Source organism: Burkholderia sp. AcTa6-5, from assembly GCF_017815075.1.
GTDB classification, from domain to species: domain Bacteria; phylum Pseudomonadota; class Gammaproteobacteria; order Burkholderiales; family Burkholderiaceae; genus Burkholderia; species Burkholderia sola.
Window position 1 is genome coordinate 56,766 of sequence record NZ_JAGIQE010000027.1, and the last position, 25,348, is coordinate 82,113.

Consider the following 25,348-nt stretch of genomic DNA (forward strand, 5'->3'; position numbering starts at 1 on the left):
CGATGGTACGACTGGTGTTGCTGCTGCTGGGCATCGAATATCTGCGGACCCGCTGGCGCGGGCTGACCGTGCTCGGCTGGCTGTGGGTCGTCGCGGGCGTCGGCATTTTCGTCGACGCGCTCGACGGCGCGCTGCATTTCCCGATCGAGCTGTTCGCGTGGCTGTTCCTGATCGAAGGGCTCGCGACGCTCGCGGTGGCCGGCAGCGGGGTCGGCGGGCAGCGCATCCTGCGCTACGTGAAGGGCATCGCGGTCGTGGTGGCCGCGGGGCTCGTGTTTGCCGGCCATCATCACGGCCATTTCCTGCTGTCGATGATCTTCGGCACGCTGTTTCTCGTCGACGGGCTGCTGCAGTGCACATCCGCATGGATGGTGCGCTATCGCCGCTGGTACGTCGCGTTTTCGTGGGGCGTCGTCGAGATCCTGCTGGCGATCTTCTTCTTCCAGCCGTACCCGACGCACTACGCGGGCACCGTGCCGTACTGCCTGGGCCTGCTGCTGATGTTCGGCGGCATGCACCTGCTGAGCCTCGCCGCACGCGTGCGGCGGCTGACGCGCAACCCGGCGTTCGCGACGTCGCCCGCGCCGGCGCTCGCGCCGGATCTCGACGATGCGCAGGGCCTGCCGCAGTTCGCGCAATCCGAATGGGACGGCCCGCCGGCCGACGGCGAGCGGGCGCTCACCGTGCACGTATGGACACCGACCGGCACGTCGAAGGCCGAGGCGCAGCGCTATCCGCTGATCGACCGCTATATCGCGGCGGTGGACGTCAACGGCGTGATCTCGACCGGGCATGCGGCGCTGGAATCGCCGGAGGGCATCTACATCAGCCTGTATCCGGGCGTCGAAATCGATCGCTCTCCGGACGAATTCACGCGCATCCTGCGCGCAACGCGCGAGAACGACGTGCCCGGCCTGTTCCAGCCCGACTACGCGACCGAGTCGAAAGCGTGGTGCCCGTCGACCGTGCGCGTGCGTATCCGCAACTACGATCCGGCCAAGCTCGATGCGTTCTGGTCGTCGTACCGGCAGAACACGACGTACAACCTCACGCACCGCAACTGCTCGAGCACCGTGTCGAATGCGCTCGAGGCCGCGCTCGACGGCGCCGTGTGGCGGCTGAAGGGCGCGCGGGCCGGGTGGGGCGCGTTCGTGCGGCTGCTGCTCACGCCCGAGCTGTGGGTGGCCGCCCAGATCCGCAAGCGCGCGGTGACGATGGCGTGGACGCCCGGGCTCACGCTCGACTATGCGCGCGCGCTCAGCATGCTCGCCGATCCGCGTCCGTTCGCGTGGTGGAAGGTCGCACGCTCGGCGGTGAGCGCGATCATGGCGTCGCGCCGCGCGTGGCGCGAGCAGGACAGTGCGGCGCTGTCGCCCGGCGGATCGGAGGCGGCGTCGATGAAGTGAACGCGTGGCGCCGGATGAGGGCCCGGCATCACAAGGGGCGCCACCGTGCGGCCCGGCGAGATTGCCCGCGATAAAAACCCACGGACGACAACGATGAACGAGACGAGAGCGTTGCGCATCCAGACTCCCGCCGCGCTGACGCTGGTGCTAGGGCTGGCGCTGGCGAGTGCCGGCCTCGCGCAGGCAGACACGGACGAAGTGCCGCGCATGAGCAACGACGTGTACCGGATGTCGGTGTCGTTCTGCTCGAACGTCGCGGCCGCCGAAAAGATCGCGTGCCAGGGCGACATGATCGCCGCCGGCAGCCGGATCGTCGCAGCGATCGGCGGCCTGCCGCCGGCTTCCGCCACGGCGATCGACGAAGGCGCGCGCAACAAGCTGCCGCCGGCGGAGCGCGACGGGCTCGCGCCCGTCGAGCCGGCCGCGATCGACAAGGACGATACGCTGGCCGGCCTCGCCGGCATGGTGCGTCTGTGCGACGTGTACGAACCGGAGCCGGCGGCGCGGGCGCGGCACCACGCGGCGCTGAAGCAGAAGGCGCCCGACGCCGCGCCGCGTGTCGAGGCGTTGCTGGCCGATCCGTCGATGGCGGCGCGCCGGCGCGTCAGCGTCGGCGTGTGGCAGATTCTCTCGCTCGAGGGCCCCGAAGCGTCGGCGCGCGCGTGCACGCAGCTCGGCACCTGAGCGAACCGCGCATTCTTTCGTGCACCTTCACATTCGTGCCATGTTGCGGCAGCAACAATCGCGGGCAGACATTCGACAATCTTGCGGCGCATCCCGCGACCGCAAGCCTTTTCCGAGGAAACACGCCATGCTCGAGACGCTCGCCCGCGCCGCTGCCGCACTCGCCGTCGCTTCCGTTTCACTGCACGCCGCCGCGCAGACCAGCTACGACTACCTGTTGCTCGCCGCGTCGTGGGAGCCCGGCTTCTGCGCGTCGCACGACACGCCGGAATGCACGAACCTCGCCGGCTCGTATGCGGCGACGAGCCTGTCGCTGCACGGGCTGTGGCCGAACCGCTACGACGGGAACCAGCCGTTCTACTGCGGCGTGCCGCAGAACGACATCGACCTCGACAACGCGCACCAGTGGTGCAGCATGGACGCGTACCCGATCAGCAGCGCAACGCGCAATACGCTGTCGACATACATGCCTGGCGTCGCATCGTGTCTCGACAAGCACGAGTGGTTCAAGCACGGCACCTGTTCGAATTCGGCGACGCCCGATGCGTACTGGAACCAGGCGTCGGGCATGATCAGCCGGTTGGGCAACACGTCGTTCAACGCATTCCTGCAGGCGAACGCGGGCAAGACGGTCACGCGTAACCAGTTGCTGTCGGCGTTCGAGGGCGCATTCGGCAGCAACACGCGCAGCGCGGTGTCGCTGAAATGCACGAAGACGAACGGCGTGAGCTACTTCACCGAAGCATGGATCGCGGTGAAGACGAATGCGACCGCGCAGTTTCCGAGCGCCGCGTCGCTCGTGACGGACGGCAATACGCAGGGTACGTGCCCGACGTCGGGGGTGTTGATCGCGAAGTGAGGGGCGCGGCCGGCGTGCGCGATATCGCGCACGTCGCGGGCGGTGGGCATTCGAGGATGTCGGGCGCGCCGTTGCTGGCGCCCATGCACGTTTGGCGCTCGGCGACACACATCCGCTTCCTGCGTTGGGCGGCTGCGCTCAATGTGCCGCGCAAGGCGCGCCGAACCATCGCGTGACCGCCTGCGTGGCGGCGTCGATGTCCACGTCCGCATCGTCATCGCAGGCCCACGCGACGAAACCGTCCGGACGCACGAGCATCGCACGCAATCCGAGCCGGTCCTTCGCGTCGCTCGCGATATAGGCGAGGCGGTCGCGCCAGCGGCCTGCCACGGCCTGAAGCGGCCGATCCGCATCGAAGTCCAGCAGCACGCCCTTGCCGTGCCTGACGTGTTCGCCGAGCCGCGTGCCGTCGGCCAGTTCGAAGTCCGGAACGCTACGGCCCACCAGCGGATGGCCGCTGCCGGGATCGTACGCGAGCGATACGCCCCACAGGCGTTCGGCGAAGTACGTCGCGCCGTCGCGCGTGTCGACGAGATCGCGCATGATCGCCGCGAGCGCGCGCGAACCCGGCGAGGGCCGCATCAGCGCGACCTGCGCACGCGACCAGTCGAGCACGCGCGCGCCCACCGGATGCCGTTCGTCCGTGTAGCTGTCGAGCAGCCCGGCCGGTGCGTCGCCGCGGATCGTCGCGGCCAGCTTCCAGCCGAGATTCATCGCATCGCCGAGCCCGAGATTGAGCCCCTGGCCGCCGAGCGGCGAGTGGATGTGCGCGGCATCGCCCGCGAGCAGCACGCGGCCGTCGCGGTACGTCGATGCCTGGTACGCGCGATCGGTCCACGTGGCGGCGAGCCGGAGCGCGGTCACCGTGACGCCGACGCCGGACACGCGGCGCAGCACGGCCTGCGCGTGCTCGAGCGTCACCGGGCCGCTCCGGTGGAACGTGCCGCCGTCGAACTCGACGAGCGCGACGGTCCCGGGCGGCGTGTACGTGTACGTGCCGGCCGGCGTGTAGTGACGGCCCGGCAGCAGCGCGCCCGGATCGGCGAACTCGGCTTCGATCGAGTAGCCGGTGAATTCGGCGTCGGTGCCGGCGAACGCGAAGCCGCCGGCCTTGCGGACCGCGCTGCGGCCGCCGTCGCAGCCGACGAGCCAGCGTGCGTGGAATGTCTCGCCGCCTGCGTACAGCGTGACCGCATCGTCCGACTGATCGAAGCCTTCGGCAGCAAGACCGCGCCGAATCTCGACGCCCGTCGCGTGCGCACGGGCGGTCAGCACGGATTCGACGCGCGCCATGTCGGTCGCCATGTGCGTGCCGGCCGGGCCGGGCAGATGGTACGGCCACTGCGACGCATCGATGTCGTCGTGGAAGAACTGGATGCCGGCGAAATGACCGGCCGGACGACGCGCTTGCTGCATCCAGTGCGCGGTGTCCGTGGCGCGGCCCGGCAGCGCGATGCCGTCGAGCAGGTCGCGGCGGTAGAGCGCGTCGATCGTCGGCGCGGACAGGCCGCGCATGCCGAACGGGAGATGCTTCAGCGGGGATTCCGGATCGTCCGCCTGCTCGACCACCAGCACGGATGCACCGGCGAGGCGCAGCTCGCAGGCGAGAAACAGGCCGACAGGGCCGGCTCCGGCAATCACGACATCATGGGTAACGGGCAGATTCATCGGTGGCTCGGTTTCGGGCCAAGGCAGCCCGGTGTGATCGAGAGGGCGGTACGCGCCGGCATTGCGCATGCGTCAGGAAACTGGTGGAACGTTGTTCCATCGGCGCGATATTGGAACGCTGTTCCAGATGTGTCAAGCTAGCGCGCATGAAAACCAGCAAACGGACCGAGCGGCGCGCGGACGCGCTGTCGAAAGAGCGGATCGTCGAGGCCGCGATCGGAATCCTCGACCATGCCGGCGAGGGCGCGCTGACGTTTCGCGCGCTCGCCGCACATCTGGCGACCGGAAGCGGCGCGATCTACTGGCACGTCGCCGACAAGCACGATCTGCTCGCGGCGGCCGCGGATCACGTGATCGCGGCTGCGCTGACGGACGTGCCGACGCAGCGTGACGGCGATGCGGCGCAAGCGCTCCGGCGCATCGCGCTGCGCCTGTTCGACGCGTTCAGCGCGCATCCGTGGGTCGGTGCGCAGTTGTTCCGGGCGCCGTGGCAGCAGGCGGTGCTGCGGATCCTGGAGCGCGTCGGCGGGCAGCTTCAGGCGCTGGGCGTGCCCGAGCCCGCGCAATTCAACGCGGCGTCGGCGCTGATGCATTACATCTTCGGGCTGGCCGGCCAGTACGCCGCGGGTGCGCGGCTGCATCCGCGCGAGACGGGGCAGTCGGAGGTCGTCGCGGTCGTGGCCGAGCGGTGGGCGCAGCTCGAACCGGCGCAGTATCCGTTCGTGCGCAAGGTGGCCGGGCAACTGGCCGCGCACGACGAGCGTGCGCAGTTCCTGGCCGGCATCGATCTGATTTTGGCGGGGATTGGGGCGGCGACCCGGTAGGCCCGCCGTCGGATGCATGGTTTCGAACGGCGGTGCGACGAGTCCGTTGTCACGCCAGCAGCCGCAGCGCATCCGCCAGCGACAGCACCGTCGTGCGCGATTCGAACGCGGTGGCGAACAGATGCTCGTGGACGATCGGGTCCGGGTCGTAGCAACAATCCTTGACCGTGTAGAGGCGGAAATCGGCGTCGCTCGCGTGGGCTATCGACGACAGCATCACGCCGGTCGACGCGATGCCGACCATGATCAGCGTATCGACACCTTGTGCGATGAGCCGCGCCTGCAGATCGGTGCCGAAGAATACGCTCGCGCGGTGGGCCAGGATCAGCGGTTCGTCGGGCCGCCTGGCGAGTTCAGGGCACGGGGCATCGTCGATGAACAGGCCGAGTTGCTTGATGCCCTGGCCGTTCTTGTTGAGCGGGCTGACCTCCGGATAGCCGGGGCTGAACCTCAGATTCGCGAACCAGACGCCGACGCCGGCAGCGCGTGCCGCAGCGCAGAGACGGCGCGTATTCGAGAGCAATTCAGGCGCGACCGACGGAAAGAGGCCGAGGATGTCGGTCTGGTAATGCATGACGAGCAGCGCGGTTTTGGATGGCGCGATGGGCGGGATCGGCGAGGAGGAATTGCTGCCCGCGCGCGCGGGGGCTGACGTTGTGACTTCTGATGCGTTGTCCCGATTCATGCGTTGCGTTCTCCAGTCATCGCTGCGAAATGTCGGAAAATTGGTCGTTCGATACGTCGTCAATCACGTCGGCGCCGGCGTGCCCACGCGTCGCGAAATCTTCGCCGGATTGGGTTCGGGGTATCCACGAGTCGAGCGATTTCCTGCGTGTTTGACAGCAGAGGATCACGGCGTTTCGTCCATACGCTTGCCGTAATTGCATCGCGCGGTGACGGCGATCTATCGCACCCGTACCGTTCTTACGCAAGCCGGACCCAATGGCTCACCGTTATCGCTGAATGCTCTATAGGGGGCTACCTCCACAGAGATCTCCTGACGCCAGAAGATCTCGGAGATCCGGCGGCCGTGTTCGCCGTACCGAGTACGATGATTGAACCCCAAGGATTCCAGTGCTGCCGTGAATTGCGCGAAGTTCGGCTCGCATGCCGTCAGCGGCGCAGCCTGCATTCCGGGAATCGGATCGAAGCCCAGTTCCACCTGTGTCCCCCTTCCCGGGACCACGAACCTTTCGATACCGAACGCCCAGTTGCCAGGCAAGCGCTGGCCGTAGCCGAAGCTGTCTTTGGCGGTCGCTTTGGTCTGCACACCAAAGCTGCGGTGCATCGCGTCGGGCGTCATGTCGGTAACCTGATTGCTGACCCGTATCAGCGCCAGCATGCCTTGCAGCGCTTGCGTGACGGTCAGGCTTGCCTCGGTTCGAGATTCGACCTGCGACGCCCCCGTGCTGTTGGGCGGGGCGTCTGCCGGCTGCCCATGTGCGCCGCCAAACGGGAGGCACAAACTCAATGCCGCCATGACCGTCACGGGGCGGAAGAATCCGCGCCGGGTACGGCCGGTCGAAGCGACGTGATTTCCGTTCTTGACCTGCATCACGCTGGATCCTTGTAGCGGTGGTCGTAGCGCCAAGCAAAGATGTTCATTCGAGGTGTCCGGACGACCGGGTGCGCCACTGAGACGCCTCAAAAAATCGACCTTCCCGAATAAGTCGTCAACCACTCCAGCGCCAGCGTGCTGGCACTCCGGCAATATAAACCGACTGTGTCATTTCGGCGCTGACCAAGCGGGCAAGTGCCGCGCTGTTTTCGACGACACGTTTCAGCCAGCTCCAGTTGCTAGCCGTCACCGGCGTTTGTTCATTCGAGCAGGGGTTAAGGTTTGGGCAAGAGACATTTAGATGGCCGAGTGCCGGGCGGTAGAAATCACTCGCTTTTGACCTTGTGGTGCTCGCGGCGCATATGCAGTCGATCTTTGCGACCTACTATATCGTACTCGATCAGCTCCCCAGTACAGCTAGAGACGCCCACGTTCGTCATGGCACTACGTGATGCCCGCGAGCAGATTAGGGAACACAGTGCGGTGGCGGCTGCCGCCGCCACGAAACTAGGAACCCTTGCGTTGGCATCAATTCAATTTATTTCTTAACATATCGACTAGCCCGTTGAAGTCACCATTAAATTTCGCACAAACTGTTGCTGATAATCGATCGAGGCATTGCTGCTTTGAAAGGGCAACATTTTTGCTAATTTCATAGAATTCGCTATGTTTGCCTGCCTGCAGGCCATATTCGAGGATGCCTTTTACCTCCTCGGGCTCTACAGAAAGAGCGGCAGCCGCCGCATCGCTAACCTCAGTCGCCTTCTGAATAATCCACGCTTCCGGCCACGTCTCGCCTGGCAAATATGCAACGCGATCCTCAAACCATTTTTGAAATTCGGCATCTGTTTTTTCTGCCATGCTCTTCGCATGTTTGAAATTTTCTTTTTCCAGGGCACGTTGATCACCATCAAAAATGGCAAGCGTGGGCTTTTCATCCTTTCGAACATAAAGCGCAGCAAGCTGTCTAGCAATCGACGTTGCCGAGCCAATTACCTTGATGGTCACCCTAGTGCGGATAGCAGCTGGAAGGATTGCCTGCAATAATGATTGGGCTACTTCATCTTCGACGAAGATATCCAATTCATTGCCACCCGGCGCACCCATCTTGGCGAACGCAAAATCTGGGGAAATTCCCGCGATTAACTTTGTCTTATCACTCACCGTTTCAACATAAAACCTCGCATCGTCTGGCAAGCACTCGAAAATCTCTTTAGAATGTGTTGTGCAAATGACCTGGGTTTTCATCTCTAAACAGATTTCCTTGAGCTTCGTCATAAAAAGCCTTTGAGCTTTTGCGTGTAAACCCAGTTCAATCTCATCCATGACCAGCAGTGTGCCCTCTCCCGCGGAGTATATGGTCGAGAATATCTCAAATAGGGCATTTTCCCCGGCGCCCATATTGAAGCCGGAATATGTGATCGCTCCAACTTTCACTATTGGAAGGCTATAGCGAGAATGTTCGAGATATCGAAAGTCGTCATATTTCTTTCCCAGAATATAACCAACTGTATCTCGCACTTTTTTCTCCCATCCTTTTGGCTTAACGTTCGCAAATGCCTTGGAATAAGACCGAGACTGGCTTCGTTCGCTGTGAGGAACGATGCGTTCAATACCCAGGAAAACTACAGTTCGATTGACTCGCGAGTCATAGTCGTTCCATTTTCCCCCCTTATTTTTTCTTCTCGTTTGATAGCCAAGCCCCTTCCCATCTGGCACTCTTTCTGAGGGCACCCATCCGTTGTGAGCAATTAAGTACCATATTACGATGCCGTCGGGGGTCTTCTCTTCTTTGTGCTGGATAAAAAAATCTGAAAAAGTGTAATATGGATATCTTCTTCGGGGTAGTTTGTAAGTGGTTTTGTCACCATGAAACGCGCAACAAGCAATCGCTAGAATCGTCGACTTTCCTGCGCCATTCACTCCCGCAAACGCCGTTATTGGGTAATTGAACTCAACATGAAGAGAACCGATTCCTCTCAAGGCACCTTTTGTGATTTCAATTTCCCGAAGCAATACTTTCGAAAAATCGTTGACAAACCATTGCCTTAGCTCTTTATCTATTTTGCTTTCTTTGTATTTCATGCTGTCTCACTCGCAGTTTTTATTGGTATTGTCGCACGATGGCCCCATCAATCGGTCATTGCAATTACATGCATTGACAACACGCGCCCACAAGGGCGGGGCGCGACTCTCGTCGACTAAGGAGGTTCTGATGCTTGGTGTCCACAGAATTTTTACGCATGATGCTGAATGATGGTAACACTCGCGAAGCAATGCTGTTGGTTAGAGGCAGCTGGACTGGACCAATTTTATACCAAGGCCAATCTACTGGATACGCTGCGAGGACAATGATCAAGAAGCGTAGTCCATTTACGCTAGCCCCTTGAGCGCCTCAAGACGGGAAGCGCTAGAGGGACCGCTTTCAGGCCAATCTGAAAAGGGAAACAGCATCGCGTGAACTCATGCCGATATATCGGGTCGACATACTTTGGTGCTTTGCAGGCAGTGATCATATTCATCTCCGACCGCGCGCGTCTCAATCTGGCTTGTCAGCAGACCTTCTTCAGCTCTCTGAAGAACGACGCGTTCGGGTCGATTGCTGCCGATGGCCGAATCCCTCATTGACCGCGCCGGCGCGCCGATATGAGTCCACCGCCGTTGCGCCAGATGAGTCGCGCTCAACTTTGCCTCTTCAAAAGATCGACCGACCCGAATACGTCGTCAACCACTCCAGCGCCAGTGTCCCCGCCAACGAGTTCCCGTTCGCATCCAACCCCGGCGCCCACACGCACACGGCCATCTCCCCCGGCAGCACCGCGACGATCCCGCCGCCGACGCCGCTCTTCGCCGGCAGCCCCACCCGATACACGAAATCACCGGCCGCATCATAGGTCCCGCAGGTCAGCATCAGCGCCGACAGCCGCTTCGCGGAACTCGAATCGACGATCCGCTCGCCTGTCGCCGGCGCGACACCGCCGTTCGCAAGAAACAGCGCGGCGCTGGCCAGCTCGACGCAATTCATCTCGATCGCACACTGCCGGCAATACGCGTCGATTACCGTATCAGGCGGCATCTGCATGTTGCCGAAGCTCGCCATGAAATGCGCCATCGCGCGGTTGCGCTCCGCATGCTGCAACTCCGACGTCGCGACGCGCGAATCGTAGTCGATGTCGTTCGCGCCGATCAGCCGCCGCACGAATTCGACGAGCGCCGTCTCGGCCTTCACGAAGCGGCGGCACAGCACGTCGGTGACGACCAGCGCGCCCGCATTGATGAACGGATTGCGCGGCTTGCCGCGCTCGCTTTCGAGCTGGACCAGCGAATTGAACGCGGTGCCGGACGGCTCGCGGCCGACCCGTTCCCACAGCTCGTCGCCCAGCAGTTGAAACGCGAGCGTGCACGCGAACAGCTTCGAGATGCTCTGGATCGAGAAGCGCTCGTGCGCATCGCCGACCGTGTAAACGTTTCCGTCGAGCGTCACGACGGCCATCCCGAACTTGTCGGCGGGCACTTTCGCGAGTTCGGGAATGTAGTCGGCGACCCGGCCCTGGCCGATCCAGGGGGCGAGTTCGGTGTGGATGCGTTCAAGAATCGTCTGGTAATTCATCACGTCAGGCAGGGTAGAAGCAGAGCCGGGATTCCGGCGAGCCCGTATGGAACCGTCCCGGCGTCGATTCGTCAAGCGCGGCCGGAATCCCGCCCTTATTTTCAAGACCGCCAAACAGGTGAGCGGCGGGCGCAGTATCATGCGGTACGTTTCGGCCGAGGGCCGGCGTCCGGCACCCGCCGGCGCCCCCCGCGGCTTCCTCGATGATCCGACCGCCGCCCATGTCTTTTCGCATCCTGCTCGTCGAAGACGACACCCGCTTGTCCACGCTGATCGCCGGCTACCTGCGCAAGAACGACTATGAAGTCGACACCGTGCTGCATGGTGACGCCGCGGTGCCGGCGATCCTGTCCATTCGTCCCGATCTCGTCATCCTCGACGTGAACCTGCCGGGCAAGGACGGCTTCGAAATCTGCCGCGAGGCGCGCAAGCAGTACGACGGCGTGATCATCATGGTGACGGCGCGCGACGAGCCCTTCGACGAGCTGCTCGGCCTCGAATTCGGCGCGGACGACTACGTGCACAAGCCGGTCGAGCCGCGCATCCTGCTCGCGCGGATCAAGGCACAACTGCGCCGCGCGCCCGCGCGCGCGGCCGAGAGCACCGCGCCGCAGCCGGAGCGCTACGCGTTCGGCAAGTTCTCGATCGACCGCACCGACCGCACCGTCGTGCTGCCCGACGGCAGCACGCCCGATCTGACGTCGGCCGAATTCGACCTGCTGTGGGCGCTCGTGTGTCATGCGGGCGAAGTCGTCAGCCGCGACGATCTGATGCTGCAGTTGCGCGGCGTCGAATTCGACGGCCTCGACCGCACGATCGACGGGCGCATCTCGAAGCTGCGCCGCAAGCTGCGCGATGACGCGAGCAACCCGCAGCGGATCAAGACGATCCGCAGCAAGGGTTATCAATTCAGCAAGCACGCGTGGGAATGACGCCGCGCTCGCGCGACGCCGTCACGTTCCGCGCGGGCATTCCGCCCGCCGGCCGGGAGCCGCGATGATTCGACGAACCCGTTCGCACCCCGATGCACCGCCGTTGCCGACGCTGCGCTACGTCAAATGGCGCTGGCTGCATTTCCGCCGCGCGTGGACCGACACGCGCGCCGACCGCATTCCGAGCTGGTCGCGCCTGTACGTGCGCACCTACCTGCATCTGCTCGGCCTCGTGTTGCTCACCGCGCTGGTGCCCGCGCTCGCGCTGTGCGTCGTGTTGTCGCCGCAGGTCGTGTGGCACGCGTTCGACGCGTTGCCGGGCGACATCTGGATCGTGCTGGCGTTCGTGTTCACCGCGCCCGCGCTTGCCGCGTACCGGTGGATGCGGCCGGTCTGGTCGGATCTCGTGATGGTGCGCGAGCGTGCGATCGACTTCACCGGCGGGCGTTTCAACACGCGCGCCCGCGAATCGCACAGCGTGATCATCGGCCCGCTCGCGCGCACGCTGAATGCGCTCGCGATGCGGATGGAGCGGCTGATCGCCGCGCAGCGCGATCTGACGAACGGGATCTCGCACGAACTGCGCACGCCGCTCGCGCGCGTGCGCTTTGCACTCGAAATGCTGCGCGAACCCGGTTCGGCGGCCGAATACCAGGGTGCGCTCGAGAGCATCGCGCAGGACGTGACCGAGCTCGAGGAGCTGATCGACATGAGCCTGACGTACGCGCGGCTCGAATACAGCTCGCTGCAGTCGAACCTCGAGATGACCGCGCCGGTCGCGTGGTTCGAGCACCAGGTGAACGACGCGCAACTGCTGTATCCGGACCGGACGATCGAGGCCCGCGTCGCGATCGGATCGGATCTCCGCGTGAAGATGGACCGGCGGCTGATGTCGTATGCGATGCGCAACCTGCTGCGCAACGCGAGCAAGTACGCGAACGCGCGGATCGTCGTCGGGATCGCGCTCGTGCACGGCAACATCGGGATCTTCGTCGAGGACGACGGCCCGGGCGTGCCCGAAAGCGAGCGCGAACGGATCTTCGACGCGTTCGTGCGTCTCGACCGTCGCACCGGCGGCTACGGGCTCGGCCTGTCGATCACGCGGCAGGTGCTCCACGCGCACAACGGCCGGATCGCGGTCGTCGATCCGGTCGAGCTCGGCGGCGCGCGGTTCGAGATCAGCTGGCCGGTCTAGCGCGACGTCGCGCGATGCTCGGCACGCGGTAATCGTGAAGGCGCAGGCTGCCGGCGAGCGCGCAGGGCGCGACGCCGCCACGGACGCCGCCGAAGCGGCATCCGCGCAGGCTCAGTAGGTGCGGCCGAGCTGCAGGTAGAAGTTGCGTCGGCCGCCCGGCGCGAGCGCCACGCCGATATAGACGGGCCCGAACGCGGTCGACAGGCTCGTGAAGAACGTATAGCTCTGCTTGAGCGCGCCGCCGCCGATCTGCTGGCCGCTCGACCACACGTTGCCGACTTCCGCGCTGGCGCCCACCGACAGCGCCTTGATCGGCGACGCGTTGAACGTCATCAACTGGTTCATGTACGTGATCTGTCCGTACGCGAGCTCGTTGCCGTTCAGCTGATCGGCCGCATAGGCGGACAGATGCTGGAAGCCGCCGAGCGTGAAGTTGAACGCGTTGATCAGGTTGGTGCCGCCGATGCTCTTGCCGCCTTCGATCGTCGCGCTGACGCTGTGCCGGCCGAACTGCTGCGCGATCATCGCCTTGCCGTAGATCTCGGTATAAGGCGCGTTGCTGATCCCGTCGGCGAATTCCTGCGCCGAGCCGCCGTTGCGCGACACGAGCGAGCGGTCGACCCGCAGTTCGCCGAAATAACCCTTGCGCGGGAACATCGGATCGTCGAGCTGATCGATGACGAGCCGCGCCCGCGCGACCAGCGCCTGGGACGTGAAGCTCGGCCACAGCAGGCTCTGGCCGCTGCCGTCGTCGAACGGCAGGTTGTAGGTCGGCGAGCCGTGCCCGGTCACGTAACCGAGGCCGACGCGGAAATCGCCGAGCCGCGCGATCGGCAGGCCGAGGTCGATCCCGGCGCGCGCCGTCTGCATCAGGTACTGCGTGATCTTCACGTCGCCGGAGTCGTCGTACAGGTTCGCGTAGCGACGCTGGTATTCCGCGTACGGCGACAGGTACACGCCGTACGCGGTCGACAGCGGCTGGCGCAATTCGACGCGCGCCGACTGCAGGTCGCTGCCGATCGTCGTGTCCGCGCGGAATTCCAGCCCCGACTCCGTGAGCCACGGCCGCCGGTAGCCGACGTGCAGGCGGAAGCCGCCCTCGTCGGTCGAACTGCTCGACATGCCGAGCCCGAACAGCAGGAAGTTGGGCCCCCAGTACTTCTCGCGCGCGTCGATCTCGAGCACGTTGTCGTCGCCGCGGCTCACGATCTGCTGCGTGACGCTCTCGAAGTTGCCGCCCGTCGTGAGTCCGAGCAGATCCTGGCTGACGGTCTTCGGATCGTAGATGTCGCCGGGTTTCACGTGCAGCGCGTTGCTGACGACGCGCTTCGGCACGCCGCCGCTGGTCTTGATGTCGATGCGCGTGATGCGGATCGGCGGCGGCAGCGGCTGCGCGTGCGCGGACCGGTAGGCCGCGTACTGTTCCGGCGTGAGCGCGAAGCGCCGCAGCTTCGGCAGCGCCGCGGTCGCGGCGATCTCGCCGGCGGCGATCGCCTGCTTCGCGTTCTGGAAATCGGTGAACGCGAGCGCGCCGAGGTCCGGCGTGAGCAGCACGTCCTGCGCGTCGAGCTGCTTGCGCTGCGCGGTCACGTTCTGGCGGATCAGGATGCCGACCATCTGCTGCATCACGTCGGCCGGCGACGCGAGCGCGTCGAGCGGGCGCAGTTGCGAGCCGATGTCGACGGCGATCACGACGCTTGCGCCCATCTGCCGCGCGGTGTCGACGGGCAGGTTGCTGACGAGCCCGCCGTCCACGAGCGCGCGCCCGTTGATCTCGGCCGGCGCGAACAGGCCCGGCATCGCCATGCTCGCGCGAATCGCGAGCGGCAGCGAGCCGTGGTCGAGCACGACCATCTGGCCCGTCTGCAGGTCGGTCGCGACCGCGCGGTACGGGATCGGCAGCTGGTCGAACGGCTGGTTGGTCGGCACGGCGGCCGTCCAGTTCGCGAGCAGCGCCTGCAGCCGGTTGCCCTGTACGAGGCCGACCGGCGCCTTGACGCCTTTCTTGCCGAAGCCGAGCGTCAGCCCGTTGATGTACAGGCGTTCGTCTTCGCGGCTGGTTTGAGGCAGGTCCGCGCGGTCCGTCACGTCGAACGCGATATCCGCCAGGTTGACCTCCGACAGCCGCTTCTGCATCTCGTCGGCCGCCATCCCGCTCGCGTACAGGCCGCCGACCACGGCGCCCATGCTGGTGCCCGCGATGCAGTCGATCGGAATCCGGTTGTCCTCCAGTACTTTCAGGACACCGAGGTGTGCGTAGCCGCGCGCGCCCCCGCCGGACAGCACGAGGCCGATCGACGGCCGGCCGGCCGGGCCGCCGTCGGCCGCGCAGGTGTGCGCCGCCGCAGCGGGTGCGGCGGGCGCGGGCGCAGCCGGCGCGTTGACGGCAGCGGTCTGGGCGGCGGCGGGTCCGGCGGCCGGCAGCGGTTGCGCGGAGACCGTGCAGCACCAGAAGGCAACGAGCGTCGTGCAGAGCGGGCGCACCGGCGCCCAGCGGAAGGAAACGGTCGCTGTCATGGTGAACATACCTGGCGTGATCGTGCGTCTGAGGCCTGCCGGGAGCAGGCAAGACCGAGAGATTACCGTGTTTTACAGGCCCGACGCGAGCGGCCGTTGCGTGGCCGGACGTGCCCGAAACGCCCCATCCGGCCATTCCGTCGCGAAAAAATCATCGGAATTGCCTAAAGTATCGGAACGATTTGCCGCTAAGCTCGTGATGGGGCGGCATGGACGCGCGGCAAAATGTGCGGCGCGGCTGTCCCGGCCCGTTCCCTCACAAAGGTTTGATATGTCGACACCGCTGTTCGGAAAGTTGTTTGCGCAACCCGTTGCGATCGACCCGGGAACGGCGAGTACGCGGATCTATACGCACGAACGCGGCGTGGTGCTGAACCAGCCGTCGGTCGTCTGCTTCCGCAAGGGCGGCGCGAGCGACGCGCGGCCGACGCTCGAGGCCGTCGGCGAGCTCGCGAAGGCGCTGCTCGGCCGCGAACCGGGGCATCTCGAAGCCGTGCGGCCGATGCGGCACGGCGTGATCGCGGACGCGCACGCGGCCGAGCAGATGATCCGCAGCTTCATCGACATGTCGCGCACCCGTTCGCGCTTCAGCCGCCGGGTCGAGGTCACGTTGTGCGTGCCGTCCGACGCGACGGCCGTCGAGCGCCGCGCGATCCGCGAGGCCGCGTTCGCGGCCGGCGTATCGGAGGTCGAACTGATCGAGGAATCGCTGGCGGCCGCGCTCGGCGCGGGTTTGCCGGTGACCGAGCCGGTCGGCTCGATGGTCATCGACATCGGCGGCGGCACGACCGAAGTCGCGGTCGTCGCACTCGGCGGCATCGTCTACCGCGAGGCGATCCGCGTCGGCGGCAGCCAGTTCGACGCGGCGATCGTCAACCACGTCCGCAACCTGTACGGCGTGCTGCTCGGCGAACAGACGGCCGAGCACGTGAAGAAGACGATCGGCTCGGCCACCAGCGCGGTGCCGCGCACGTCGACCCGCGCCGTCGGCCGCAGCATCGGCGACGGCCTGCCGCGCTCGGTCGAGCTGTCCAATCACGACGTCGCGGACGCGCTGGCCGCACCGCTCAAGCAGGTGATCGGCGCGGTGAAGTCGGTGCTGGAAAACGCGCCGGCCGAACTCGTGACCGACATCGCGAATCGCGGCGTGGTGCTGACCGGCGGCGGCGCTTTGCTCGCCGATCTCGAACGCCTGCTGTACGACGAGACCGGGCTGGTCGCGCGGATCGCCGACGAGCCGGCCACCTGCGCGGTGCGCGGCGCCGGCGAGGCGATGGGGCGGCTCGCGATGTGCCCGGCCGATTGAGCCGGGCGGTGCTGCCGGCCGCGGCCCGGCGCACGCCTTCACCTTCTTTCGATCTCCCAATGGCCGGCCCGCTCGGCCGGCATCGGTCCATCGCATGGACAGGCGCGGGCGCGCCGTGCTAGCGTGACGCGCCCGTTCGGGGCCGGGCCGGCCGACGCGCCCGACGACACCTGAGAGACCGAATACCTTGAAATATCGAACCAAACGGGGCTTCGCGGCCCGGGCCGGCCGCGTGCTGGCCGTCGTCGCGTGCGTCTGGGTCGCGGCGGCCGCCGCGATCGTCGTCCATGGCATGCGGATGCCGAGCGACCCGGCGGACGTCGCCGTGATCTTCGGCAACGCGCTCGACGCAACCGGCGCGCCGAAGCCCGTGCTCGCGGCCCGGCTCGATGTCGGCGTGCGTTGTTACCGCGCGGGGCACTGCCCGGCGTTTCTGGTCAGCGGCGCGATCGACGGGCCCGGGCTGAACGAGGCGACGGCCATGCGCGACTACCTCGTCGCGCGCGGCGTGCCGGCGGCCCGGATCGCCGTCGACGACCAGGGCGACAACACGCTCGCGACCGCGCAGCACACGCTGGCCTACCTGCGCGCACATCGCCTGTCGCGCGTGCTGATCGTCAGCCAGTATTACCACCTCGCGCGGGCGCGCCTCGCGTTCGAGCGCGTCGGCATTGCGCGGTCGAACATCTCCGCCGCGTATCCGCGCCGCTTCCAGTGGCGCGACGTCTATTCGAGCTGGCGCGAGGTGCCGGCCTACGCGGTGTATGCGGTACGGTTGTGGATCAATCCCGATGCGCGGCCGGTGTCGTTTCGACCGATGCTTTATCTGATGAGCCTGTTTTCGTGACGGGGCGGCCCGGAAGCGCGCGCTTCCGGTGCGGGCGGTTTCGTCGTTACTCCGGTTTCCTGTCGTCTCGCGCCGGCCGCGCGAGTGTCACAGGCACCGAATAAATAATAACGATTCGCGTTTCAGATGCCTTGCGAGGCTGAAAATCAAAACAATTTCGCCGACAGTTCCATAATCCAGATCCGATCGATTTATTAAGCGGATGTTGGTTATCTAAATGGATCATTCATCGCGGTGAAAATATTGCACCGCAAAATCCCCGTGTGTTGAATCAGGGCGATATATCGGTGTTTCCACCGATGCGGCACAGCTATTGTCTTTGCGAAAAATCAAGGCAAGCCGGCGAACAGTGTGTCGCGTGTTATTGCTGCGCGTCTGTCAGAAAGTAAAAAAAATACATAATCGTCGGCCATTGATCCGATGGGAAAATATCGACTGGAAAACGGTTTGACTTTGATATAGCCTAGTCTGACGAAAGCGCGTAGTAATCAAATCAACCAGAAAGTCGCTGCAGAAACCAGGGGCCGCCATCATGTCATTCGACTAGTTCCGCAGCTGCATTCCCGGGCCGATCAAAAAACTCATCACGAATAAACCGACAGCGCATCGCGATTGCCGGGGAGGACGCTTTTATCCGCGATTTTCTGCCGCGTGCCGGCCGTTGCGGCCGCAATACCAATACCAAAGCCGAAATCAATAAAGAGGGAAAGCATGAACCCTGTCCGTCCGAAAAAAGCGAGTGAGCCGTTTCCGAGACTGCTGTTGCCCACCGGCGTGTTTCTGGCGCTGTCGGGCGCGGGTATCGTCCCCGCCTATGCGACCTGCAGCACGGCGGGCACCACGGTGACCTGTTCCGGCGTCGCGAATCCGTTGGCGCCCAGTTATTCGAACAGCGCCAACAACGTGAACGCGACGGTCAATCCCGGTGCAAGCGTCGGCGTGCTGCTCGGTGTCGGCGGCACGGCGATGTCGTTGACCGGCAGTAACGTCACGCTGACCAACAACGGCACGATCGACCCGTCGGCGCTCGGCTCGGGGCTCGGCGTGCTGTCGAGCGGTACGGTGATCGGCAACGCGGCGGCGAGCACCACCACCGTGACCAACAACGGCACGATGATGGGCTCGACCGGCGTCGCGATCAGCGGCGTGACGGGCATGGCGCTGTCGGTTCAAAACGGCACGGGCGGCACGTCGACGATTACGAACACGGGTACGATCGGCTCCTCCCCGCTGGTCGGCGCGACCCTCGTCGGCGCCGATGCGCCGGTGGTCGCCGCGTACGGCGGCGGCACGGTCAACATGACGAACAGCGGGACGATCACCGGTCGCGTGTCGCTGGGTTCGAGCGGCACACCGGGACAGGGCAATACGTTCACCAACTCGGGCACGATCAACGGCGGCGTGTCGATGGGGGCGAACAGCACGAATACGTTCAATGCCGTGACGGGCTCGTCGGTCAATACGGCCGGCGGCACCGGCGGCGCGTTCAACATCACGGTCGGCCCGGTCACGCTCGGCGTGGCGGCAACCGGCGTCGTCGACGGCGGCGCGGGCGGCAACAATACGCTCAACCTGCAGCAAGGCGTCGCGGCGAACGGCACGATCGCGGTCAACAACTACATCAACTTCAATCACCTCGACGTCACGAGCGGCAACTGGACGATCAACGGCGCGTCCACCGCGCAGGACGCGACGCTGACGGGCGGCGTGGCGATCATCAACGACAACGCGTCGCTCGGCACCGGTACCGTCACGGGCAGCGGCGGTGCGTTGCAGGCGGGCACGGCGGGGCTCGACGTGTCCAACAACGTGTCGCTCGGCGTGGGCGGCCTGACGGTGCAGGGCGCGACCGGGCTGACGCTGTCCGGCACGGTGTCGGGTGGCGGCGCGCTGACGAAGAACGACGGCGGCACGCTGACGCTGTCCGGCGCGAACAGCTACACGGGCGGCACGAACCTGAACGCCGGCGGCCTGGTGGTCGGCAACAATTCGGCGCTCGGCACCGGCGTGCTGAACGTCAACGCGTCGGCGTCGCTCGACACGAGCACGAACGTGACGCTCGCCAACACGGTCAATCTCGCGACCGGCTCGACGCTGACGCTCGGCGGCAGCAACGATCTCGGGCTGACCGGCACGATCAGCGGAAGCGGCGGCCTCACGAAGAATGGCGCGGCAACCACGACGCTGACCGGCGCGAACACGTATACGGGCGACACGACCATCAACAGCGGCACGCTCGCGCTGAGCGGGGCCGGCAGTCTGTCGGCGACCGGCACGGTCAACCTGACCGGTGCGGGCGCAACGTTCGACCTGAGCACTGCGGCGGGCGGGCGGACGATCGGTGCGCTGGCCGGCGCGGCCGGCACGAACGTGGACCTCGGCGCCAATTCGCTGACGCTCGGCGGCAGCGTCAATGCCACCTATGCCGGCACGATCGGCGGGTCCGGCAGCTTGACGCTGTCGGGTACCGGCACGCAATCGCTGACGGGCGCGAACACGTACACGGGCGGCACGAACCTGAACGGCGGCAACCTCGTCGTCGGCAGCAATACGTCGCTCGGCCTCGGCGCGGTGAACGTCAACGGGTCGTCGACGCTCGATGGGACGGCCAACGTGTCGTTGGCCAACGACGTCAACATCGCGACGGGCACGACGCTGACGCTTGGCGGCAGCACCGATCTCGGCCTGGGTGGCGTGGTCGCGGGTGGCGGCGGTCTCGTGAAGAACGGCGCGGCGACCTTGACGCTGTCCGGCGCGAACACCTACGCCGGCGGCACGACGCTGAATGCAGGCGGGCTGGTGCTCGGCAACAATGCGGCGCTCGGCACGGGTGCGTTGACCGTCGGCGGCGCGGCAACGCTCGATACGAGCGCGAGCCTGTCGGTCAACAACGCGATCGGCCTCGCTACCGGTTCCGCGCTGACACTGGGCGGCAGCAACGCGCTGACGCTGAGCGGCGGCATCACTGGCGCGGGCAGTCTGGTGAAGGACGGCGCGGCGACGACGACGTTGACCGCCGCAAACACCTACACGGGCGGCACGACGATCAATGCCGGCACGCTGGCGATCGGCGGAGGCGGCAGCCTGTCGGCAACCGGCAGCGTGAACCTGGCAGGCGCGGGTGCGGTGCTCGACGTGAGCGGCGCGACCGGCGCGCAGTCGATCGGGGCGCTGTCGGGTGTCGCCGGGACGAACGTGACGCTGGGCGGCAACGCGCTCACGCTGGGCGGGACGGCGAGCGGCACGTTCAGCGGGGCGATCGGCGGCACCGGCAGCCTGACGCTGGCCGGCTCCGGCACGCAGACGCTGAACGGCGCGAGCACCTACTCGGGCGGCACGAACCTCAATAGCGGCAGCCTTGTGCTCGGCAACGGCGGTGCGCTCGGTTCCGGCGCGCTGACCGTCGGCGGCGCGGCGACGCTCGATACGAATGCCGCGTTGTCGGTCGGCAACGCGGTCAATCTCGGCACGGGCGCCGCGCTGACGCTGGGGGGCAGCAACAGCCTCACGCTGGGCGGGGCGATTTCCGGCGCCGGGAGTCTCGTGAAGGGCGGGGCGGCGACCACGACGCTGACCGGCGCGAACACCTATACGGGCGGTACGACGATCAACGCGGGGACGCTGGCGATCGGCGCGGGCGGCAGCCTGGCATCGACCGGCACGATGAACCTTGCCGGCACGGGCGCGGCACTGGACCTGAGCGGCGCGACAGGCGGTCAAACGCTCGGCGCGCTGTCGGGCGTCGCGGGAACGAACGTCAACCTGGGCGGCAACGCATTGACGCTCGGCGGCACAGCCAGCGGCACGTTCGGCGGGGTGATCGGCGGTACGGGCAGCTTGACGCTGGCGGGCACCGGCACGCAGACGCTGACCGGCACAAATGTCTACACCGGCGGCACGAACCTCAATAGCGGCAGCCTCGTGCTCGGCAACGGCGGCGCGCTCGGTTCCGGTGCGCTGACCGTCGGCGGCGCGGCGACGCTCGATACGAACGCCGCGTTGTCGGTCGGCAATGCGGTCAATCTCGGCACGGGCGCCGCGCTGACACTGGGGGGCAGCAACAGCCTCACGCTGGGCGGTGCGATTTCCGGCGCGGGCAGCCTCGTGAAGGACGGGGCGGCGACCACGACGCTGACCGGCGCGAACACCTATACGGGCGGCACGACGATCAACGCGGGGACGCTGGCGCTCGGCGCGGGCGGCAGCCTGGCATCGACCGGCACGATGAACCTTGCCGGCGCGGGCGCGGCACTGGACCTGAGCGGCGCGACAGGCGGTCAAACGCTCGGCGCGCTGTCAGGCGTCGCGGGAACCAACGTCAACCTGGGCGGCAACGCACTGACGCTCGGCGGCACGGCCAGCGGCACGTTCGGCGGGGTGATCGGCGGCACCGGCAGTCTCACGTTGTCGGGTACCGGCACGCAGACGCTGACCGGCGCGAACACCTATACGGGCGGCACGACGATCGGCGCCGGCAGCACGCTGGCGCTCGGCGCGGGCGGCAGCCTTGCGTCCGGCAGCACGCTGGACCTCGCGGGCGCGGGGGCGACGTTCGACTTGAGCGGCGCGACGGCCGTGCAGACGCTCGGCACGCTGACCGGCGCGGTCGGCACGAACGTGAACCTCGGCGGCAACGGGCTGACGCTGAACGGCAACGGCAGCAGCACGTTCGGCGGCGCGATCGGCGGCACCGGCGGCCTGACGCTGGCCGGCAGCGGCACGCAGACGCTGACGGGCGCCAACACGTATACGGGCGGCACGACGATCAGCGGCGGCGGCACGCTCGCAGTCGGCGCGGGCGGCAGCCTCGCATCGACCGGCGCGGTGGACCTCGCCAGCGCCGGTGCGACGCTCAATCTGAGCGGCGCGACCGGCGCGCAGACGATCGGCACGCTGACCGGTGCGGCCGGCACGAACGTCGACCTCGGCACGAATGCGCTGACGCTGAATGGCGGCACCAACGGTACGTTCGGCGGCACGATCGGCGGGACGGGCGGTGTAACCGTCGCCGGCACGGGCACGCAAACGCTGACGGGCGCGAACACGTATACCGGCGGCACGACGATCAACGGTGGCAGCACATTGGCGCTCGGTGCCGGCGGCAGCCTCGCGTCGGGCAGTGCGGTGAACCTCGCCGGCGCGGGCGCGACGTTCGACGTGAGCGGCGCGACGGCCGCGCAGACGCTCGGGACGCTGAGCGGCGCGGCCGGCACGAACGTGAATCTCGGCGCGAATGCGCTGACGCTGAACGGCAGCGGCAACGGTACGTTCGGCGGCGCGATCGGCGGGACGGGCGGCGTGACGTTTGCTGGCACGGGCACGCAGACGCTGACGGGCGCGAACACGTACACGGGCGGCACCACGATCAACGGCGGCAGTACGCTGGCACTCGGCGCGGGCGGCAGCCTGGCGTCGGGTAGCGCCGTGAATCTGGCCGGCACGGGCGCGACGTTCGACGTGAGCGGCGCATCGGGCGCGCAGACGATCGGTGCGCTGAGCGGAAGCGCCGGCACGAACGTGAATCTCGGCGCGAATGCGCTGACGCTGAACGGCAGTACCAACAGCACGTTCGGCGGCGCGATCGGCGGCACCGGCGGCGTGACGTTCGCCGGCACGGGCACGCAGACGCTGACGGGCGCGAATACGTACACGGGCGGCACCACGATCAACGGCGGCAGTACGCTGGCGCTCGGGGCGGGCGGCAGCCTCGCGTCGACGGGCGCGGTGAATCTCGCGGGCACGGGCGCGACGTTCGACGTGAGCGGTGCGACCGGCGCGCAAACGATCGGCGGGCTGTCGGGCGCGGCCGGCACGAACGTGAATCTCGGTGCGAACGCGCTGGCGCTGAACGGCAGCGGCAGCAGCACGTTCGGCGGCACGATCGGCGGCTCGGGCGGCGTGACGGTGGCGAGCGGCACGCAGGTGCTGACCGGCGGCAACACGTACACGGGCGGCACCACGATCGCAGCCGGCGGCACGCTGCAGCTCGGCAACGGCGGCACGTCGGGCAGCGTGGCCGGCGACGTCGTCGACAACGGTGCGCTGGTCGTCAATCAATCGGGCAACGTGACGATCGCGAGCGTGCTGTCCGGCACCGGCTCGCTGACGCAGGCCGGCAGCGGGCAACTGACGCTGACCGGCACGAGCACGCTGAGCGGCCCGACCACGGTCAGCGCGGGCACGCTTGCCGTCAACGGTTCGCTCGGCCAGTCGACCGTCACCGTGCAGAACGGCGCGACGGTGACGGGCACCGGCACGATCGGCGGCCTCGTGGTGCAGGGCGGCGCGACGGCGGCCGCCACGCAGCCGGGCGCGGCGCTGAACGTGGGCGGCAACGTCACGTTCCAGCCGGGTTCGACGTTCCAGGTCGCCGCCACGCCGCAGCAAAGCGGCAGCCTCGCGGCGAGCGGCACGGCGACGCTGAACGGCGGCACCGTGCAGGTGCTCGCGAACCAGAGCACCTATCAGCCGGGCACGACGTACACGATCCTCAGCGCGTCGTCGGGCGTGCAGGGCGCGTTCGCCCAGGTGAGCGCGAACTATGCGTTCCTGACGCCGACCCTCAGCTACGATCCGGGTCACGTGTATCTGCAACTGGCTCAGAACGGCACCGCGCTGCCCGACGTCGCGACGACGCCGAACCAGCGCTCGGTCGCGACCGCGGTGGCCGCGCTCGGCGCCGGCAATCCGCTGTACGACACGGTGCTGACGACCGACGCGCCGACCGCACGCCGCGCGTACGGGCTGCTCGGCGGCGAACTGCAGGCGAGCCTGAAGAGCATGCTGCTGCTCGACAGCCGCTATGTGCGCGACGCGGTGACCGATCGCGTCCGTCAGGGCCTCGCGCCCGGATCGGGCCCGCTCGCGGCCCTGTCGTCGGGCGGCGCCGCGCTGTGCGGCGACAACACGGCCGGCGTGGCCGATCCGACGCTGCCGCCGGAACGCCGGATCGGTTCGCGCGCCGGGTGCTACGGCGGGACGCCCTATCAGCCCGTCGTCTGGGGGCAGGCGTTCGGCGGCCGCAGCCGGCTCGGAGGCGACGGCAACGCATCGTCGATCAACCGCAGCATGACGGGCTTCATCGCCGGCGCCGACATGGCGCTCAACGACAAGTGGCGCGCGGGCCTGGCCGCGGGCGTCACGCACAGCTCGCTCGACAACGACCAGAGTTCGTCGGCGGCGGTGAACAGCTACTACGTGTCGCTGTACGGCGGCGCGCAGTATGGCGCGCTCGGCGTGCGCGGCGGCGCGTCGTACACGTGGTATCGCATCAACAGCGACCGCTATCCGGGCTTCGCGGGCTTCTCCGATCACGATTCGGCCGGCTACAACGCGCATTCGGCGCAGGTGTTCGGCGAAGTCGGCTACGCGCTGCCGGTCGGGCCGGTCGCGATCGAACCGTTCGCGGGCCTCGCGTATGTGAACCTGCATACCGACGGCTATACGGAAACCGGCGGCGCGGCCGCATTGCGCGCCGGCGGCGAGACGACCCACGTCGGCTTCTCGACGCTCGGCGTGCGTGCGGCGTCGCAGCTCGGCTCGATCGCGAGCGGCACGTTCACCGCGCGCGGGACGGTCGGCTGGCGGCATGCGTTCGGCAACGTGCGGCCGTCGTCGGCGTTCACGTTCGCGAACGGCGGCACGTCGTTCCAGGTGTCGGGCGTGCCGATTGCGCGCGACAGCGCGGTGCTCGAGGCCGGCATCGACGCGAACATCACGAAGCGCCTGACGCTCGGCCTCACGTACAGCGGCCAATACGGCAGCGGCGTGCGCGACAACGCGATCCTCGGCAACATCCTGTGGAAATTCTGACCGGCAACTGACGTGCCCGTACGCGGCGCGAGGCGACGAAGCAACGTCGCCTCGCGCCGCGGCCGTTTCGTCGCTGCGCACGTTCGCCGTTCTGGCCTATCCTGTGCGAAACACGCGACGCGCACCGCGC

At 66.7% G+C, this 25,348-nt stretch carries 16 protein-coding genes; 9 read left to right on the forward strand and 7 right to left on the reverse strand.

What is annotated here, in order from left to right:
* Positions 1-2: 2 nt before the first annotated feature.
* The 3 genes from J8I33_RS28480 to J8I33_RS28490 all read left to right on the forward strand — a co-directional run bounded on the left by J8I33_RS28480 (position 3) and on the right by J8I33_RS28490 (position 2,949).
* Complete coding sequence (locus J8I33_RS28480) at positions 3-1,406, forward strand: DUF308 domain-containing protein (RefSeq protein ID WP_209939539.1); 1,404 nt, start codon at positions 3-5, stop codon at positions 1,404-1,406.
* Between the two features lie 93 nt (positions 1,407-1,499).
* Positions 1,500-2,090: a hypothetical protein gene (locus J8I33_RS28485; protein WP_124653004.1), complete on the forward strand. Its 591-nt coding sequence runs from the start codon at positions 1,500-1,502 to the stop codon at positions 2,088-2,090.
* A gap of 127 nt (positions 2,091-2,217) precedes the next feature.
* Positions 2,218-2,949 (forward strand): ribonuclease T2, encoded by a 732-nt coding sequence (locus tag J8I33_RS28490; RefSeq protein WP_050012407.1) that lies wholly within the window; start codon positions 2,218-2,220, stop codon positions 2,947-2,949.
* 138 nt (positions 2,950-3,087) lie between these two features.
* On the opposite strand, the gene J8I33_RS28495 is transcribed toward J8I33_RS28490, so the two are convergent.
* Positions 3,088-4,617: an FAD-dependent monooxygenase gene (locus J8I33_RS28495; RefSeq protein WP_209939540.1), complete on the reverse strand. Its 1,530-nt coding sequence runs from the start codon at positions 4,615-4,617 to the stop codon at positions 3,088-3,090.
* Between the two features lie 146 nt (positions 4,618-4,763).
* Here J8I33_RS28495 and J8I33_RS28500 point away from each other — a divergent pair, with 146 nt between their 5' ends.
* Positions 4,764-5,441 (forward strand): TetR/AcrR family transcriptional regulator C-terminal domain-containing protein, encoded by a 678-nt coding sequence (locus J8I33_RS28500; RefSeq protein WP_209927449.1) that lies wholly within the window; start codon positions 4,764-4,766, stop codon positions 5,439-5,441.
* A 49-nt stretch (positions 5,442-5,490) separates the two neighbouring features.
* Here J8I33_RS28500 and J8I33_RS28505 read toward each other — a convergent pair whose 3' ends face one another.
* The 4 genes from J8I33_RS28505 to J8I33_RS28520 all read right to left on the reverse strand — a co-directional run bounded on the left by J8I33_RS28505 (position 5,491) and on the right by J8I33_RS28520 (position 10,609).
* Positions 5,491-6,126, reverse strand: coding sequence for an isochorismatase family cysteine hydrolase (locus J8I33_RS28505; RefSeq protein ID WP_209927451.1), 636 nt, complete (start codon positions 6,124-6,126; stop codon positions 5,491-5,493).
* A gap of 219 nt (positions 6,127-6,345) precedes the next feature.
* Positions 6,346-6,996, reverse strand: a complete 651-nt coding sequence (locus J8I33_RS28510) for a hypothetical protein (RefSeq protein WP_089489781.1) — start codon at positions 6,994-6,996, stop codon at positions 6,346-6,348.
* 531 nt (positions 6,997-7,527) lie between these two features.
* A complete protein-coding gene (locus J8I33_RS28515) occupies positions 7,528-9,084 on the reverse strand; it encodes an AAA family ATPase (protein WP_209939541.1) in 1,557 nt (518 codons plus the stop codon).
* Positions 9,085-9,694: 610 nt separating this feature from the next.
* Positions 9,695-10,609 carry a glutaminase gene (locus J8I33_RS28520; protein ID WP_124555615.1) on the reverse strand — a complete coding sequence of 305 codons (915 nt, stop codon included), beginning with the start codon at positions 10,607-10,609 and terminating at the stop codon, positions 9,695-9,697.
* A 221-nt stretch (positions 10,610-10,830) separates the two neighbouring features.
* Between J8I33_RS28520 and J8I33_RS28525 the strand changes: the two genes are divergently transcribed.
* Positions 10,831-11,541: a response regulator gene (locus J8I33_RS28525; protein ID WP_006498855.1), complete on the forward strand. Its 711-nt coding sequence runs from the start codon at positions 10,831-10,833 to the stop codon at positions 11,539-11,541.
* 64 nt (positions 11,542-11,605) lie between these two features.
* Positions 11,606-12,736, forward strand: a complete 1,131-nt coding sequence (locus tag J8I33_RS28530; RefSeq protein ID WP_050018221.1) for an ATP-binding protein — start codon at positions 11,606-11,608, stop codon at positions 12,734-12,736.
* Between the two features lie 111 nt (positions 12,737-12,847).
* Here the strand turns inward: J8I33_RS28530 and J8I33_RS28535 are convergent, their stop codons facing one another.
* Positions 12,848-15,253, reverse strand: a complete 2,406-nt coding sequence (locus tag J8I33_RS28535; RefSeq protein ID WP_209927453.1) for a patatin-like phospholipase family protein — start codon at positions 15,251-15,253, stop codon at positions 12,848-12,850.
* Between the two features lie 271 nt (positions 15,254-15,524).
* Here J8I33_RS28535 and J8I33_RS28540 point away from each other — a divergent pair, with 271 nt between their 5' ends.
* Together J8I33_RS28540 and J8I33_RS28545 are read left to right on the forward strand one after the other, a co-directional pair.
* Positions 15,525-16,559 (forward strand): rod shape-determining protein, encoded by a 1,035-nt coding sequence (locus tag J8I33_RS28540; RefSeq protein ID WP_050018222.1) that lies wholly within the window; start codon positions 15,525-15,527, stop codon positions 16,557-16,559.
* Between the two features lie 187 nt (positions 16,560-16,746).
* Entirely contained in the window at positions 16,747-17,406 is a 660-nt protein-coding gene (locus J8I33_RS28545) for a YdcF family protein (protein ID WP_209939542.1), read from the forward strand.
* A gap of 584 nt (positions 17,407-17,990) precedes the next feature.
* Here J8I33_RS28545 and J8I33_RS34790 read toward each other — a convergent pair.
* Positions 17,991-18,119, reverse strand: coding sequence for a hypothetical protein (locus J8I33_RS34790; protein ID WP_260429568.1), 129 nt, complete (start codon positions 18,117-18,119; stop codon positions 17,991-17,993).
* Between J8I33_RS34790 and J8I33_RS28550 the strand changes: the two genes are divergently transcribed.
* Positions 18,118-25,218: an autotransporter-associated beta strand repeat-containing protein gene (locus J8I33_RS28550; protein WP_245172509.1), complete on the forward strand. Its 7,101-nt coding sequence runs from the start codon at positions 18,118-18,120 to the stop codon at positions 25,216-25,218. The two genes, J8I33_RS34790 and J8I33_RS28550, sit on opposite strands and share 2 nt — an antisense overlap.
* The last annotated feature ends 130 nt before the right edge of the window (positions 25,219-25,348 follow it).

Coding starts and splice junctions, on each gene's coding strand:
- J8I33_RS28515 (WP_209939541.1), bottom strand. CDS start 9,084: ATGAAATACAAAGAAAGCAAAATAGATAAAGAGCTAAGGCAATGGTTT.
- J8I33_RS28490 (WP_050012407.1), top strand. CDS start 2,218: ATGCTCGAGACGCTCGCCCGCGCCGCTGCCGCACTCGCCGTCGCTTCC.
- J8I33_RS28530 (WP_050018221.1), top strand. CDS start 11,606: ATGATTCGACGAACCCGTTCGCACCCCGATGCACCGCCGTTGCCGACG.
- J8I33_RS28495 (WP_209939540.1), bottom strand. CDS start 4,617: ATGAATCTGCCCGTTACCCATGATGTCGTGATTGCCGGAGCCGGCCCT.
- J8I33_RS28510 (WP_089489781.1), bottom strand. CDS start 6,996: ATGCAGGTCAAGAACGGAAATCACGTCGCTTCGACCGGCCGTACCCGG.
- J8I33_RS28505 (WP_209927451.1), bottom strand. CDS start 6,126: ATGAATCGGGACAACGCATCAGAAGTCACAACGTCAGCCCCCGCGCGC.
- J8I33_RS28480 (WP_209939539.1), top strand. CDS start 3: ATGGTACGACTGGTGTTGCTGCTGCTGGGCATCGAATATCTGCGGACC.
- J8I33_RS28520 (WP_124555615.1), bottom strand. CDS start 10,609: ATGAATTACCAGACGATTCTTGAACGCATCCACACCGAACTCGCCCCC.
- J8I33_RS28535 (WP_209927453.1), bottom strand. CDS start 15,253: ATGACAGCGACCGTTTCCTTCCGCTGGGCGCCGGTGCGCCCGCTCTGC.
- J8I33_RS28485 (WP_124653004.1), top strand. CDS start 1,500: ATGAACGAGACGAGAGCGTTGCGCATCCAGACTCCCGCCGCGCTGACG.
- J8I33_RS28540 (WP_050018222.1), top strand. CDS start 15,525: ATGTCGACACCGCTGTTCGGAAAGTTGTTTGCGCAACCCGTTGCGATC.
- J8I33_RS28500 (WP_209927449.1), top strand. CDS start 4,764: ATGAAAACCAGCAAACGGACCGAGCGGCGCGCGGACGCGCTGTCGAAA.
- J8I33_RS34790 (WP_260429568.1), bottom strand. CDS start 18,119: ATGCTTTCCCTCTTTATTGATTTCGGCTTTGGTATTGGTATTGCGGCC.
- J8I33_RS28550 (WP_245172509.1), top strand. CDS start 18,118: ATGAACCCTGTCCGTCCGAAAAAAGCGAGTGAGCCGTTTCCGAGACTG.
- J8I33_RS28525 (WP_006498855.1), top strand. CDS start 10,831: ATGTCTTTTCGCATCCTGCTCGTCGAAGACGACACCCGCTTGTCCACG.